The following is a 13,471-nucleotide window of genomic DNA, read 5'->3' on the forward strand; positions in this document are numbered from 1 at the left end:
GCCCGAACCGCAGTTTCAATTGAAACTGCAGATCCCACCCGCGCCGGAGCACAGTTTCAATTGAAACTGCGCATCCCGGTGGGGCCGCAGGCGTGGAGTTGCTGCCACAATCCACGGCATGCGCGAGGTGGTGTTCGCAGGTGGGCCGGTGGCCACAATGGACGCCGCCCGCTCGTTCACCGATGCGGTGGCGGTGCGCGACGGGCGGATCGTCGCCGTCGGCCGGGACGCCTCGGCGCGCAGGTTCCCGCGCGCCGAGTTCGTCGATCTGCGCGGCCGGTTGCTGCTGCCCGGGTTCCACGACGCGCACGTGCACCCGATCTACGGCGGGATCGAGCGGCTGCGCTGCGACCTCACCGAATGCCTCGATGCCGACGAGTGCCTGCGGCAGGTCGAGACCTACATGCGGACCCGCCCGGACGCGGGGTGGGTGCTGGGCGGCGGCTGGGACATGGGGTCGTTCCCCGGCGGGGCGCCGAGCCGAACCGCGCTGGATGCGGTGACCGGGGATCGCCCTGCATACCTGCTCAACCGCGACCACCACGGCGCTTGGGTGAACACCGCCGCGCTGTGGCTGGCCGGGATCGACCGGCGCACCCCCGACCCGCCGGACGGCCGGATCGAACGCGATGCCGGCGGTCATCCGTCCGGGACCCTGCACGAGGGTGCGACCCGGCTGGTCGAGCGGGTGCTGCCGCCGACCGGTGACGACGAGTACCTGGCCGGGCTAATGGAGGGCCAACGGCACCTGCACGCCCGCGGCGTGACGTCCTGGCACGACGCGATCGTCGGCCCCTACCTCGGCTACGACGACACCCTGGCGACCTACCTCGACGCCGACCGGCGCGGGCTGCTGACCGGCAAGGTGCGCGGCGCGCTGTGGTGGGACCGCGCCCGCGGCCGGGAGCAGATCGAGGAGCTGCGGCACCGCCGCGAGAAGGCGCGCGGCCAGCGGTTCCGGGCCGACACCGTGAAGATCATGCAGGACGGCGTGTGCGAGAACTTCACCGCCGCGCTGCTGCTCCCCTACCTCGGCAGCCACGGCAGCGGACTGTCCTTCGTGGACCGCGAACAGCTCGCCGAAGTGGTGCCGGAGCTCGCGGATTCCGGGTTCCAGCTGCACTTCCACGCCATCGGCGACCGGGCGGTGCGCGACGTGCTGGACGCGCTTTCCGGTGCGCGCGAACGGGATCTGCGCCACCAGATCGCGCACGTGCAGGTGGTGCAGCCCTCCGACCTCCCCCGCTTCCACGAGCTCGGCGTGGTGGCGACGATCCAGCCGCGGTGGGCGGTCAACGACGCGGCGATGACCGAGCTGACCACCCCGCGCCTGGGACATCGGCGGGCCGGTTGGCAGTACCCGTTCCGCTCGCTGCGCGCGGCGGGCGCGGTGCTGGCGGCCGGCAGCGACTGGCCGGTGTCCGAGGCGGATCCGGTGCTGGCGGTGCACGTCGCGGTCAACCGCAGGGAACCCGGCTCCGACGATCCGCCGTTCCTGCCGGAGCAGTCGCTCGACCTCGTCGACGCGCTCGCCGCCTACACGGCGGGCAGCGCCTGGGTCAACCACGCCGACCGCGAGACCGGGACGGTCGAGGTCGGCAAGGCGGCCGACCTGGTGGTGCTCGACCGCGACCCGTTCTCCCAGCCGCCGAACGAGATCTGGCAGTGCGAAGTGGACCTGACCGTGGTCGACGGCGAGGTCGTCCACCAGCGGAGTTGACTGTCCGCAACACCGCGCTGGGCTATGCGGGCGACGGCACTTCCCGATCGTGTGGAAGGACATCCGGGGCATTGGCCGCCGCAGGCGCGGCTGGTTTCGTGCGCAGGGTCGGTGACCATCGCAGAGAGGTGCGCGGACCATGCAGGCCTTCCGACTGCCGGAGTTCTACCTGTCCTACCCGGCACGGCTGAACCCGAACCTGGCGCGAGCGCGGGAGCACAGCAAGAGCTGGGCCCGGCGGATGGACATGATCGACGTGCCGCAGCACGGGGTGGCGATCTGGGACGAAGCGGACCTGGACCGGCACGACTACGCGCTGCTGTGCGCGTACACGCATCCGGACGCCGACGGCCCCGAGCTGGACCTGATCACCGACTGGTACGTGTGGGTGTTCTACTTCGACGACCACTTCGTGGAGCTGTACAAGCGAAATCCGGACCTGGCGAGCGCGCGCGAGCACCTGGAGCGGCTGCCCTCATTCATGCCCGTTGACGGTCCGATCACCGCGGAGCCGACCAATCCGGTGGAGCGCGGGCTGGCGGACCTGTGGACGCGGACGGTGCCGACGATGAGCGCGGACTGGCGGCGGCGCTTCGCCGAGAACACCAAGCACCTGCTGGACGAATCGCTGTGGGAGCTGGCCAACATCAGCGAGAACCGGCTGTCCAATCCCATCGAATACGTGGAGATGCGCCGCAAGGTCGGCGGGGCGCCGTGGTCGGCGAACCTGGTGGAGCACGCCGTCGGCGCCGAGGTGCCGGCCGAGATCGCCGCGGCCAGGCCGATGCAGGTGCTGCGGGACACCTTCTCCGACGCCGTGCACCTGCGCAACGACCTGTTCTCCTACGAGCGCGAGGTGCAGGACGAGGGCGAGCTGAGCAACGGCGTGCTGGTCTTCGAGAAGTTCCTCGGCTGCTCGACGCAGGAAGCCGCGGAGGCGGTCAACGACCTGCTGACCTCGCGGTTGCACCAGTTCGAGCACACCGCGTTGACCGAAGTGCCGCAGCTGCTCGACGAGCACGGCATCGATCCGGCGGGCCGGCTGGCCGTGCTCGGCTACGTCAAGGGCTTGCAGGACTGGCAGTCCGGCGGGCACGAGTGGCACGTGCAGTCGGGCCGCTATCCCGAGGGCGGCGGGTCCAGCGTGCTGGCCGGGCCGACCGGGCTGGGCACTTCGGCGGCCCGGATCATCTCCTCGCTGGTCTCGACCGCGCCGCAGCGGGTGCGCAGCTACACGCGGACGCCGTTCCAGCCGGTGAGCCACGTGCCGCGCCGGGAGATCCGGATGCCGTACCCGGTTTCGCTGTCCCCGCACCTGGACCTGGTCCGCGAGCGCACCGTCGAATGGTCCCGCTCCATCGGGATGTTCGCCGACGTCCCGCTGGTGTGGGACGAGGGGGCGCTGCGCGCCAACGACCTCCCGCACTGCGCGGCCGGCCTGGACCCGGATGCCACCGTCGAGGAGCTCGAGCTGGCCTCGGCGTGGCTGACCTGGGGGACCTACGGCGACGACTACTACCCGCAGGTCTTCGGCCACAGCCGCAACATGGCGGGCGCCGAAGCGCTGACCGCGCGGCTGAAGGAGCTCATGGCGGTCGAGGGCAGCAGTCCCGTCGTCCCGGCCAACGTGCTCGAGCGCGGGCTCGCCGATCTCTGGCAGCGCACGGCGGGGCCGCTGCCGATCGACAAGCGCCGGACCTTCCGCGACACCGTCGAGGTGATGCTCGACGCGTGGCTGTGGGAACTGGCCAACCAGCACCAGAACCGGATCCCCGACCCGGTCGACTACGTCGAGATGCGGCGCCGCACCTTCGGTTCGGAGCTGACCATGAGCCTGTCGCGGTTCTCCCACGGCGCGACCGTGCCGCCGGAGATCTACCGGACCCGCACCATCCGGGCCATGGAGAACTCGGCGAGCGACTTCGCGATGCTGGTCAACGACGTGTTCTCGTACCGCAAGGAGGTCCAGTACGAGGGCGAGGTGCACAACGCGGTCGTGGTGGTGCAGAACTTCCTGGACTGCGACCTGGACCGGGCGTTCGGCGTGGTGCACGACGTGATGGACGCGCGCCTGCAGCAGTTCGAGCGCACGGTGGACGTCGAGCTGCCCGCGCTCTTCGAAGAGCGCGGTCTGGACGCCGAAGCCCGCGCGACGCTGACCCGCTACGCGTCCGAGCTGCAGGACTGGATGGCCGGAATCCTCAACTGGCACCGCGAATGCCGCCGGTACTTCGACGCCGAGCTCCGCCACAACGTCCCGGGCGGCGCCCTGGTCCCCCGCCCCACCGGGCTGGGCACCTCGGCCGCCCGCCTCACTTGGGACCCGGTGCTCGGCTAGGGGTTCAAGGGGCTCCCGAATCCGGGAGCCCCTCTCCCCTCACACCAGCTGGCCGGCTTGGACGACGTGGCGGATGTGCTTCGGGTCGGCGAGCTTCGCGATGTCGGTGAGCGGGTCACCGTCGACGACCACCAGATCGGCCTGAGCGCCGACGGCGAGGGTGCCGATCTCGCCGGTCATGCCGAGCAGGTCGGCTGCCGTGGTGGTCGCGGCCCGGATGACGTCCAGCGGGGGCTGGACCTCGCTGCGGATCCGGAACTCCTCGTTCTGGTGGCGGTGCATGCCGCCGAGCAGGTCGCTGCCGTAGACGATCTTGACCCCGGCGCGGTGCGCCCGCTCCAGCGCGGCCAGCCCGGCGCCCAGCACCTCGTCGACCTTGCGCCAGCTGTCCTCGGGCAGCCCGAACTCCCGGCCTTCGGTCTTGAGCGCCCAGTAGGTCACCAGCGTCGGCACCAGGAACGCGTCGTGCTCGAGGAATTCGGGGATGTTGGACTCGTCGATGAGGTTGCCGTGCTCGATGGACCGGATGCCCGCCTTGAGCGCCCGGCTCACCGAACGCGCGGTGTAGGCGTGGGCGGCGACGTAGCGGTTGGCCGCGTCGGCTTCCTCCACGATCGCCCGCAGCTCGTCCATCGAGTACTGGGTGGAGTCGATGCGGTCGGTCGGCGAGGCCACCCCGCCGCTGGCCATCACCTTGATGTGGTGCGCGCCTTTTCGCAGCTCGTCGCGGGCGGCGGCCCGCACCGCGTCCACCCCGTCGGCGATCCTGCCCAACCCGGCGCAGCACTGGTGGCCGTCGTGCACCCGCGTGCCGCGCGAGCGGCCGTCGCCGTGACCGCCGGTCTGGCTCAGCGCCTTGCCGCAGAACGCCACCCGCGGCCCCCGGATCAGGCCTTCGGCCTGCGCATCGGCCAGGCCGAAGTCAGCGCCCGAGGCGTCGCGGACCGTGGTGAAGCCGCGGTCGAGCATCTGGCCCATGATCCGCGCGGCGTGCGCCGTGGCGTAGGACGGCGACCACGACGGCAGCGAGCTGAGATCCGCGGTGGCGGCCGTGACGTGCACGTGCGCGTCGATCAGCCCGGGCAGGACGGCGGCACCGGCCAGGTCCACGGTCTGCGCGCCCTCCGGCGCGCTCAGGCGCGGGCCGGTCTCGGCGATCCGGCCGTCCACGCACAGGAGATCCCCTTCGGCGTACTCACCGGTTTCGACGTCGAGCAGCTTGCCGGAACGCAGCAGCAGGGCGGTCACGAATCCTCCTGGTTCTCGTCGAGGCGCTGGACCAGTTCGGTCAGCGCGGGAACGGCCAGTTCGGCCATTTCAGCGGCGCGGTCCACCTGGGCCGGGCCGTAGGCGTGCTCCGCGTCGAGCAGTGCGAGGGTGCCCAACGTGGTGCCGTCGGCGCTGATCACGGGCACGTTGATGACCGAGCCGCAGCCGAGTTCCGCGATCAGCTCGTGGTCGGCGAAGACCTGGCGGACCGACTCGGCGTCGGGCCCGAAGAACGGCTGCTGCTGGTGGATGCAGCGCTCCAGCCAGTCGGCCGCGACCTCGGCGGACTTCTCACCGCCCACCGGGTAGCGGTCGGGGTGGCTGGTGTGCGCCCGGTGCAGCACGCGCCGGCCGGGCAGCCAGGCGAGCACCGTGAACAGCCGGACGCCGATCTCCCGCCGGACTTCTTCTTCCACAGCGGACAGGTTCACCGGACGGGCTCCTTCCGCGCGTCGGCTTCGGTCAGGTCCTCCAGCGAGCGGCCCGCAGTCGACAGGCCGAAGATCAGGGTGCAAACGACGCCGACGGCGAGCACCGCCGTGGTCATGCCGAACACGCCCGCGAAGCCGAGCGTCGCCGCGGACATCCCGATCACCGACGGGGCGATGATGCTGCCGACGCGGCCGAACGCGCTGGACAACCCGGTGCCCGAGGCGCGGATCCAGGTCGGGAACACCTCCGGCGTGTACGAGTAGACCGCCGCGTAGGTGCCGTTGAGAAAGAACGACAGCACCGCTGCCGCGACCGTGATCAGCACCGGGTCGGTCATCTGCGACATCCAGAACGCGCTGGCCGCCGCGCCCGCCAGGTACAGCGCGATGGTGTTCTTGCGGTCCAGGAACTCGCCCAGCCACGCCGCCGAGAAGTACCCGGGGACCTGCGCGAGGTAGATGATGATCGAGAACTCGAAGCTCTTGGTGACCGTGATGCCCTGCTGCACCAGCAACGTCGGGATCCAGGTGAAGAAGCCGTAGTAGGAGAAGGTGATCACGAACCAGATCAGCCAGGTGATCGAGGTGCGCCGCGCCATCCGGCCGCTCCACAGGTACTTCAGCGCGGAGAGCAGTCCGATCTTGCGCGCCTCGGCGGGCTTGTCCACCGCGACTTCCGGCACCGGCGGCAGCGGTTGCCCGGTCGCCGCCTGCACCTTGCGCTCCAGGTCGACCACGACCTGCTCCGCTTCGGCGGTCTTGCCGCAGGCCAGCAGGTAGCGCGGCGATTCCGGCAGCGAACGCCGCCACCACAGCAGCATCACGATCGGCAGCGCGGTGATCACCTGCGCCCAGCGCCAGCCCTCGGGTACCGGCTGCACCACGAACCGGCCGAGCAGCGCCGCCGCGACGAAACCGAAGGAGAAGAAGCCGGCCAGCGCGCCGACGAACCAGCCGCGCCGGGCGGCGGGGACGAACTCGGACAGGAACGGCGCGATGATCGCGCTCTCCGCGCCGGCGCCGAACCCGGCGAGCACCCGGGCGCCCAGGAAGATCTCGTAGTTCGGCGACATGGCGCCGACGACCGAGAACACCGCGTAGACGCCCAGCGCCCACATCATCACCTTGCGGCGGCCGATGCGGTCGCCGAGCAACCCGGCGCAGGTGGCACCGAACAGGAATCCGAACGGGGTGGCCGAGCCGATCAGGCCGAGCTGCGCGTTGTTCAGCCCCCACGCGTCTTGCACGCTCGGCAGCAGGAAGGCCACCACGGCGGAGTCCATCCCGTCGAAGGTGTAGCCGAGGCCGCCGAGCAACAGCAGCAGGTAGTGCGGCCGGCTCAGCGGGAGCCGGTCCAAGCGGGCTAGCAGGGACACGAGGTGCCTCCAGGAAGGTTCACCGCACCAGATGAAGTGACCGGCAACATATAGTGCAGATATCTGGATATGCAATACCTGTTGCGTTACCTCGCGATCACTACTGTTCGCGTTGACCCGCAGCGACCGACGAGAGGAACCCGATGACCACCGACCGCGCCGCCAGCAGCGCAGCCGGGGAACCCGACGGATTCGAGGCCTGGCTGCGGGGGCGCGTGCCCGAACGCGGCCTGCGCAGCAAGGGCACGTCAGTGCTGGAAGTGCTGCTGACGCAGCCCCGGCGGGTGTCCTACAGCTCCGCCGCGGAGGCCGCCGAGCTGGCCGGCGTCAACGTCGCGACGGTGAGCCGGACCGCCCAGGCGCTCGGCTTCAGCGGTTGGTCGGACCTGCAGCGGGAACTGCGGGCGCGCTACCTGTCCTCGCTGAGCGCTCCGGAGGTCGCCGCCGCGCAGCGCACCGAAGGCGAGCTCGGCGAGGCGTCGCTGCGCCGGGACCTGGAGTCGCTCGCCGTGCTGAACCGGCGGCTGGACGAGCAGCAGCTCCGGACCATCGCCGAGGCGATCGCACAGGCCCGGCAGGTGCTGATCATCGCCAACGGCAGCTACGTCGCGATCGGTTCGGCGCTGGGGCACAACGTGCGACTGGCCGGGTACGACGCGACGGTGGTGCGCGAGGACGCCGATCTGGCCAACGCGATGTCCCGGATCGAGCCGGACGACGTGCTGGTGGCGATCAGCTTCTGGCGGCTCTACCAGAGCACGGTGACCGCCGCTGAGGAGGCGCACAGCCGCGGGGCGCGGGTCTTCGCGCTCACCGACGCCGCCAGCCCCGCCCTGGCCGCGGCCTCCGAGGAGGTCGTGCTGATCCCCGCCGAGGGAGTGGCGTTCTTCCCCTCGCTGGCGCCGGGCCTGGCGGTCGCGCAGGCGATCGTCGCCCAGCTGTCCACACTGGACCCGGAACGAACGCGCCGGTCCATCGAAGCCGCCGAGACCCAGTGGTCGCGCTTCGGCCTGATGCACCGCCAGCCCCGGCGCAGCTGAAATCCGCACCGGAGCGCGGTGCGGGCTCGAAACCCGCGCCGCACTCGGCGTTCAGCTCGGAGCTGTCCCGCTACTCGGCTCGGCGGAGTTCGGCCATGGCCGTCCAGTGGGTGAGGTATTTGGCCGCTTCGGCGGATAACATCGCGTCGAGTTCCGCTCGATTCGCGTTCTTGCGCAGCCGCATGGCTTTTCCGCGTCGCACGTCCAGGACCATCGGTGTCGCTCCTGGCAACAAGACCGGAACCAGGTGCTCCAGCACCCGCAGCGCCAGGTTCGCCGAATCCGTTCCGAGTTCCGGCTCCTTCAGGTAGGGCAGCACGACCTCGGTGCTGCCGTCTCGATGGCGCAACGCCATGGCGCTGTGCCGGGAGACGGTGACGGAGAGCTCCCCGACCGTCCACATGGCGGACTCCAGCGGAACGCCGGTGGCCTTCACCTTCCGCCACCAGCGTTCGAATCCCTCGTGCAGCTGCAGGAAGTGCGGCTGCTGCACCGGCCGCGCGTCCTCCACCACCGCGGCCATGACCGCCGACGGGTCCGGCGAGTTCACCGCCCTCCGCAGCGCCGACCGGAACGGCGCGTAGAACGTCCAGGCCATGCTCGTCTCGGCGACGTAGATCTCCCACTGGTCGCGAACTATGCCCGCGCAGCCGCGCGGCGTGCTGCGCGCGTAGTCCAGGAACGAACCGAGGCTGATGTGCACACCGTCCACGAGTACCCCTCCGCGACCGAGGGCAGCATTCAACGCCACTGCGAACCGCGTGCCCGAACCACGACAGTCCACAGTGGTCGAAATGCGCCCGAATCCCCTGCCCGACAACACGATCTTACCACGTCAGAGCACGTTTTAGAACACGCATTCGAGTGATCTGGAGGCGTTCGCAGCCGCGTTGGCGGCAGTACTTCCGAGCCGTTCCGCGTTCGCCGAGCTCCGCAGATCCGGCCTCAGACCAGGGCGTCGTACGCGCTTCGACCGAGCGCTGCGATGGCGTCGCAGGCCGGGCCGCCGCGGTAGTCGTTGAGCGAGCGGTCGTCGGTGAGTTCGTCGACCAGGACCGCGATCACCAGCTGCGGGCGTCCGGTGCCGATCAGACCCACGTCGTGGCGCAGGCCGAGGAGCTCGCCCGTCTTGTTCCAGCAGCTCACACCCGCGGGGAGCAGCGCGGGCAGCCGGTCGCGGACCTGCTGCTCGGCCAGCACGCCCAGCGCGTGCTCGGTCAGCTCCGGCGGCAGCGCCTCTCCGCTGGCCAGGCGGTCGAGCACGCGGGCCTGGTCCAGGGCGGTGGTCTCGTTGCGGCCGGGTTCGTGGTGGCGCATCAGGTGCCGCTCCACCCGGGTCGCGGTGCAGCCCAGATCTGCCGCGCAGTCCCGGATCGCGTCGAACCCGACGGCGTCGATGACCGCGTTGGTGGCCTCGTTGTCGCTGATCACGATCATCAGGGCGATCAGGTCCCGCAACGACATCCGGTCGACGCTGCTCAGCAGCCGCAGGACTCCAGCGCCACCGACGCGCTCCGCGGGCAGGTCCCGCGGGTCGTCCAGGCCAAGCTGCCCGGCCTGCACGGCCCGCAGCGCGGTGATCATGATCAGCACCTTGATCGTGCTCGCGGAGTGCACCACCCGCTCGGCATCGAGCAGCACCGGCTCGCGCTCCGCCAGGTCCCACGCGGCGAACCCGACGCGACCGGGCAGTTCCGCTCGCTCCAGCTCCGCCCGCATCCGCTCCGCGAACCCCACGACCGCACTCCCCTCGGACGACCGGCGCCCGCCACCCGGGTCAGGTGAGGACGAAGAACAGCACTGCGAACAGGGCCAGGTTGGCGACCATGATCGCCCAGCCGTTGTACATCATCATCCGCAGGTTCCGGGAGCGCGCCAATCCCATCTGGCCGATCATGTCCGGCCCGGGGAACGGGCCGAACCAGTCGATCTGCGACGAGCCGAGCAGGACCGCGGCCCACGCGCCCGGTGGGACTCCGGCGCTAGCCAGCGCTGGGCCGAACAGCTTCTGCAGCAGCACGACCTGCGCCACGGCCGCGCCGGAGATCCCCAGCCAGCCCACGAGCAGCACGATGATGCAGAACAGCCACGGTCCGACGTCGTCGAGGGTCGGGGCCATCAGCCGCTGCATCGCGTCGTAGGCGCCGGACTTCTCCAGCAGCTCCAGCATCGGGTTGAGCATCCAGAACAGCAGGAACAGCCACAGCAGCGGCTGCGCTCCCCGGTACATCGCCTGCAGCGCCGCGCCCGGTTGCATGCGACCGAAGAGCGCGGTGATCGCGGCGCTGACCGGCATCACGATCAGCACGTAGGTGTAGCCCGCCTGGAACACGATGCCCAGCGCGACCAGGACCGCCATGCTGCCGAGGAACCCGATCGTCGCGCGCTTCGCCGCGGCCGGTTCGTGCGCCAGGTCTTCGGCGACCTCCTCCGGGTAGGACTCGCCGGCGGTCCAGCGCTGGATGCGGTGGGACATGCCGAGACCGGTCAGCCAGACCACCGCGGCCATCGGGATCCCGGCGTTGAGCAGGTACTCGCCGTAGCTGATCTGCGCCGCGCCCATGATGGTCACCACCGGTGGCGTGAACGGCCCGGTGACCAGTCCTGCGGCGGTGCCCGCGTGGAACATCGCGGCCATCGACGGCGGGGTCACCCGCAGCGCGGCAGCGATCGGCAGCACGATCGGCACCAGCAGCGCGCTCGCGCCGGACAGCGTGCCGAGCGCCGCTCCGAGCAGCGTCGCGGAGGCCATCACGCCGAGCCGGAACCGCAACCGGGTGCTGATGCCGATGCCGTGCAGCACCGCCCGGACCATGGTCGCGGCCGCGCCCGTCTCGGTGACCACGCGGCCGAGACCGCCGCCGAGCAGCACGATCATCCCGACGACGGCGATGAACGACCCCAGCGATTCGCCCATCAGCTCGCCCATCGCCAACGGCGCGGTGCCGGTCTGCACCGCTGCGATGACGAGCGCGCCGAGCGTGGCCAGCACGACGTCGACGTCGAGCAGCACCAGGATCGCGTACACCACGATCGGCGTGAGGCCCCACAGCGTTCCGGCTGTGCCGGTCCCCAGCACGACCGCGGCGGTGACCAGCGCAGCGCCGAAGACCCCGGCCGCGACCCGCGGCTTCCAGCCGGTCATCGGGCGGGTTCGTCGAGGGAGGCGAGGTCGACCGAACCGCCCGGCATCACGCGGCGGGTGTTGCGGTAGCTGTAGAGCGAGTAGACCAGCAGGCCGATCACCAGCCAGCCGGCGAAGCGCAGCCAGGTCTCACCCGCCAGGAACGACATCAGCCAGGCCGAGAACAGCACGCCGAGGATCGGCACGAACGGCATGCCCGGGCAGCGGAACCCGCGCGGCAGGTCCGGCTTGCGGTAGCGCAGCACCACGACCGCGGCGCAGACCAGGACGAAGGCGAACAGCACGCCGATGTTGGTCAGCTCGGCGGCTTCCTCGACCGGCAGCAGACCCGCGAGCACCGCCGAGACGATGCCGAGGATCCAGGTCGCCCGGTGCGGGACCCGGCGCACCGGGTGCAGTTCGCCGAACCACTTCGGCATCAGCCCGTCGCGGCTCATCGCGTACCACAACCGGGAAGCGCCCATCATGAACGAGAAGCTGACCGTGACGATGCCTAGCACCGCCCCGACCGCGATCACCACGGCGACGCCGGGCATCCCGACGCTGGCGAAGGCGCTGGAGAAACCGCTGTCCGGGTTGACCTCGGTGTAGGGCACCATGCCGGTGAGCACGATGCAGGCGCCGACGTAGAGCACCATCGAGATGAGCAGCGAGAGCAGCATCGCCTTGGGCAGCAGCTTCCGGGCCTCGACGGACTCCTCCGCTGCGGTGGACAGCGCGTCGTAGCCGAAGACCGCGAAGAACACCGTCGCCGCGCCGGTGACGGCACCGCCCCAGCCGAACGGCGCGAACGGCGTCAGGTTCCCGGTGTCCACTTTGGAGAAGCCGACCACGACGACCAGCAGCACCACCGCGATCTTGACCACGGTGAGCACCACGTCGACCTTCGCGGAGGTCTTGGTGCCGCGGTTGAGCAGCCAGGCCACGCCGAGGCAGATCAGCATCGCGATCAGGTCCACCCGGTGGCCCTCGCCGGTGCCGGGCGCGCCGAGCATCCAGGTCGGGAGGTCGATCCCGACCGATTCCAGCAGGAACGCGACGTAGCCGGACATCCCGATCGACACGGTCGCGACGATCGCGGTGTACTCCAGCAGCAGGTCCCAGCCGATGATCCAGCCGACGACCTCGCCGAGCACCGCGGCGGCGTAGGTGTAGGACGACCCGGCGCGCGGGACCATCCCGGCGAACTCGGCGTAGGCGAAGGCCGCGCACAGCGAAGCCACGCCGGCGATGAGGAACGACACCAGCACGGCCGGTCCGGCCACGTCGCGCGCCACCGCGCCGGCCAGGCTGAAGATCCCGGCGCCGATGATGGCTCCGACGCCGATCATGGTCAGCTGCGGCAGGCCCAGCACGCGCAGCATGCGCCGATCGGTCTGCTCCTCCGGCTTCGGGATGGTGCGGCGGAAGATGCCGTTCGGTCCGGTGCCGAACAGCGACCCACCCGTCGCGGAAGTCTCGTCGCGCATGCGTTCCTCCCCGCGAGCTGCGCCTGATCGCTCCTGCGCTCAAGCGATGCGGGGATGGTCGTCCATGGAACGCACCCGGGAAAGACGCGAAGCGCGCGGATGCGTTCCCCTGAGCCCCAGCAGGCTTTCAGCTGCATTACGACGAACGGACCTCGCGGACCGCGCAAGTGCTTCGCTGCCAACGGAAACGCTTGCGCGGACCGGACTCCTGAACCGGCTTTTCACCGCGGTGCAACCGAAAACTCACCGCCGCCTCAATTGGACAAACTTCCTGTTCGGCTCAATTCGACCGTTCAGAGGGTGCCGAGAACGGCGTGCGCCGCGGCAGCGTCCTGCACGCCCAAGCCGACGCTGTTGTAGAACACGACCTCCGTCGCGTCACGGCGCCCCGGCGCCGCTCCGACGAGCACCTCGCCCAGCGTTCGCAGCTGCTCTCGCGCGACGTCGCCGCGCTCCAGCGCTCGCGCGATCGGGCCCGCGTGCGCCGCGGCCGTGTCGACATCGTCGACGACGACCGCTCCCGCGCGCTTGACCAGCTCCGCGTCGACCTCGCACCGGTGGTGCTCGAAGCTGCCGACGCTGATCACGGTCGCTCCCGCCGCTACACCGACGAACAGCAAGTCGAAGCCGCGGTGCGGCGCGCGGTGAGGGAGTACGGCCGCCTGGACATGGCGTTCAACAAC

At 70.5% G+C, this 13,471-nt stretch carries 10 protein-coding genes and 1 pseudogene; 3 read left to right on the forward strand and 8 right to left on the reverse strand.

Annotated elements, in window-relative coordinates; translation table 11 throughout:
* Positions 1-118: 118 nt before the first annotated feature.
* Positions 119-1,720 (forward strand): amidohydrolase, encoded by a 1,602-nt coding sequence (locus ABTZ89_RS24870; RefSeq protein ID WP_351048783.1) that lies wholly within the window; start codon positions 119-121, stop codon positions 1,718-1,720.
* A gap of 139 nt (positions 1,721-1,859) precedes the next feature.
* Positions 1,860-4,058, forward strand: coding sequence for a terpene synthase family protein (locus tag ABTZ89_RS24875; protein ID WP_351048786.1), 2,199 nt, complete (start codon positions 1,860-1,862; stop codon positions 4,056-4,058).
* A 39-nt stretch (positions 4,059-4,097) separates the two neighbouring features.
* Here ABTZ89_RS24875 and ABTZ89_RS24880 read toward each other — a convergent pair whose 3' ends face one another.
* Genes ABTZ89_RS24880 through ABTZ89_RS24890 form a run of 3 tightly spaced genes read right to left on the reverse strand, consistent with a single transcriptional unit; the run spans position 4,098 to position 7,134 of the window.
* Positions 4,098-5,306: a metal-dependent hydrolase family protein gene (locus tag ABTZ89_RS24880; protein WP_351048789.1), complete on the reverse strand. Its 1,209-nt coding sequence runs from the start codon at positions 5,304-5,306 to the stop codon at positions 4,098-4,100.
* Positions 5,303-5,758, reverse strand: coding sequence for a GAF domain-containing protein (locus ABTZ89_RS24885; protein ID WP_351048792.1), 456 nt, complete (start codon positions 5,756-5,758; stop codon positions 5,303-5,305). Before ABTZ89_RS24885 ends, ABTZ89_RS24880 begins: the two co-directional genes overlap by 4 nt.
* Positions 5,755-7,134, reverse strand: a complete 1,380-nt coding sequence (locus ABTZ89_RS24890; RefSeq protein WP_351048795.1) for an MFS transporter — start codon at positions 7,132-7,134, stop codon at positions 5,755-5,757. Before ABTZ89_RS24890 ends, ABTZ89_RS24885 begins: the two co-directional genes overlap by 4 nt.
* Positions 7,135-7,277: 143 nt before the next feature.
* Here ABTZ89_RS24890 and ABTZ89_RS24895 point away from each other — a divergent pair, with 143 nt between their 5' ends.
* A complete protein-coding gene (locus ABTZ89_RS24895) occupies positions 7,278-8,174 on the forward strand; it encodes a MurR/RpiR family transcriptional regulator (protein ID WP_351048798.1) in 897 nt (298 codons plus the stop codon).
* A gap of 70 nt (positions 8,175-8,244) precedes the next feature.
* Here the strand turns inward: ABTZ89_RS24895 and ABTZ89_RS24900 are convergent, their stop codons facing one another.
* From ABTZ89_RS24900 to ABTZ89_RS24920, 5 genes and pseudogenes are all read right to left on the reverse strand, one after another.
* Positions 8,245-8,886, reverse strand: a complete 642-nt coding sequence (locus tag ABTZ89_RS24900; protein WP_351048801.1) for a hypothetical protein — start codon at positions 8,884-8,886, stop codon at positions 8,245-8,247.
* A gap of 233 nt (positions 8,887-9,119) precedes the next feature.
* On the reverse strand, positions 9,120-9,911 hold the full coding sequence (locus tag ABTZ89_RS24905; protein WP_351048803.1) for a serine hydrolase: 792 nt from the start codon (positions 9,909-9,911) through the stop codon (positions 9,120-9,122).
* A gap of 40 nt (positions 9,912-9,951) precedes the next feature.
* Positions 9,952-11,319 carry an SLC13 family permease gene (locus tag ABTZ89_RS24910; RefSeq protein WP_351048806.1) on the reverse strand — a complete coding sequence of 456 codons (1,368 nt, stop codon included), beginning with the start codon at positions 11,317-11,319 and terminating at the stop codon, positions 9,952-9,954.
* Positions 11,316-12,788, reverse strand: coding sequence for an amino acid permease (locus ABTZ89_RS24915; protein ID WP_270949646.1), 1,473 nt, complete (start codon positions 12,786-12,788; stop codon positions 11,316-11,318). Before ABTZ89_RS24915 ends, ABTZ89_RS24910 begins: the two co-directional genes overlap by 4 nt.
* A 293-nt stretch (positions 12,789-13,081) precedes the next feature.
* Positions 13,082-13,471: pseudogene (locus tag ABTZ89_RS24920) on the reverse strand (hypothetical protein); the annotation flags it as partial.

It is taken from the genome of Saccharopolyspora sp. NPDC002686 (assembly GCF_040295745.1).
Lineage (GTDB): Bacteria > Actinomycetota > Actinomycetes > Mycobacteriales > Pseudonocardiaceae > Saccharopolyspora > Saccharopolyspora oryzae.

Excerpts from the sequence above, each read along its gene's own strand:
- ABTZ89_RS24870 (WP_351048783.1), top strand. The coding sequence starts at position 119 with ATGCGCGAGGTGGTGTTCGCAGGTGGGCCGGTGGCCACAATGGACGCC.
- ABTZ89_RS24875 (WP_351048786.1), top strand. The coding sequence starts at position 1,860 with ATGCAGGCCTTCCGACTGCCGGAGTTCTACCTGTCCTACCCGGCACGG.
- ABTZ89_RS24910 (WP_351048806.1), bottom strand. The coding sequence starts at position 11,319 with ATGACCGGCTGGAAGCCGCGGGTCGCGGCCGGGGTCTTCGGCGCTGCG.
- ABTZ89_RS24915 (WP_270949646.1), bottom strand. The coding sequence starts at position 12,788 with ATGCGCGACGAGACTTCCGCGACGGGTGGGTCGCTGTTCGGCACCGGA.
- ABTZ89_RS24895 (WP_351048798.1), top strand. The coding sequence starts at position 7,278 with ATGACCACCGACCGCGCCGCCAGCAGCGCAGCCGGGGAACCCGACGGA.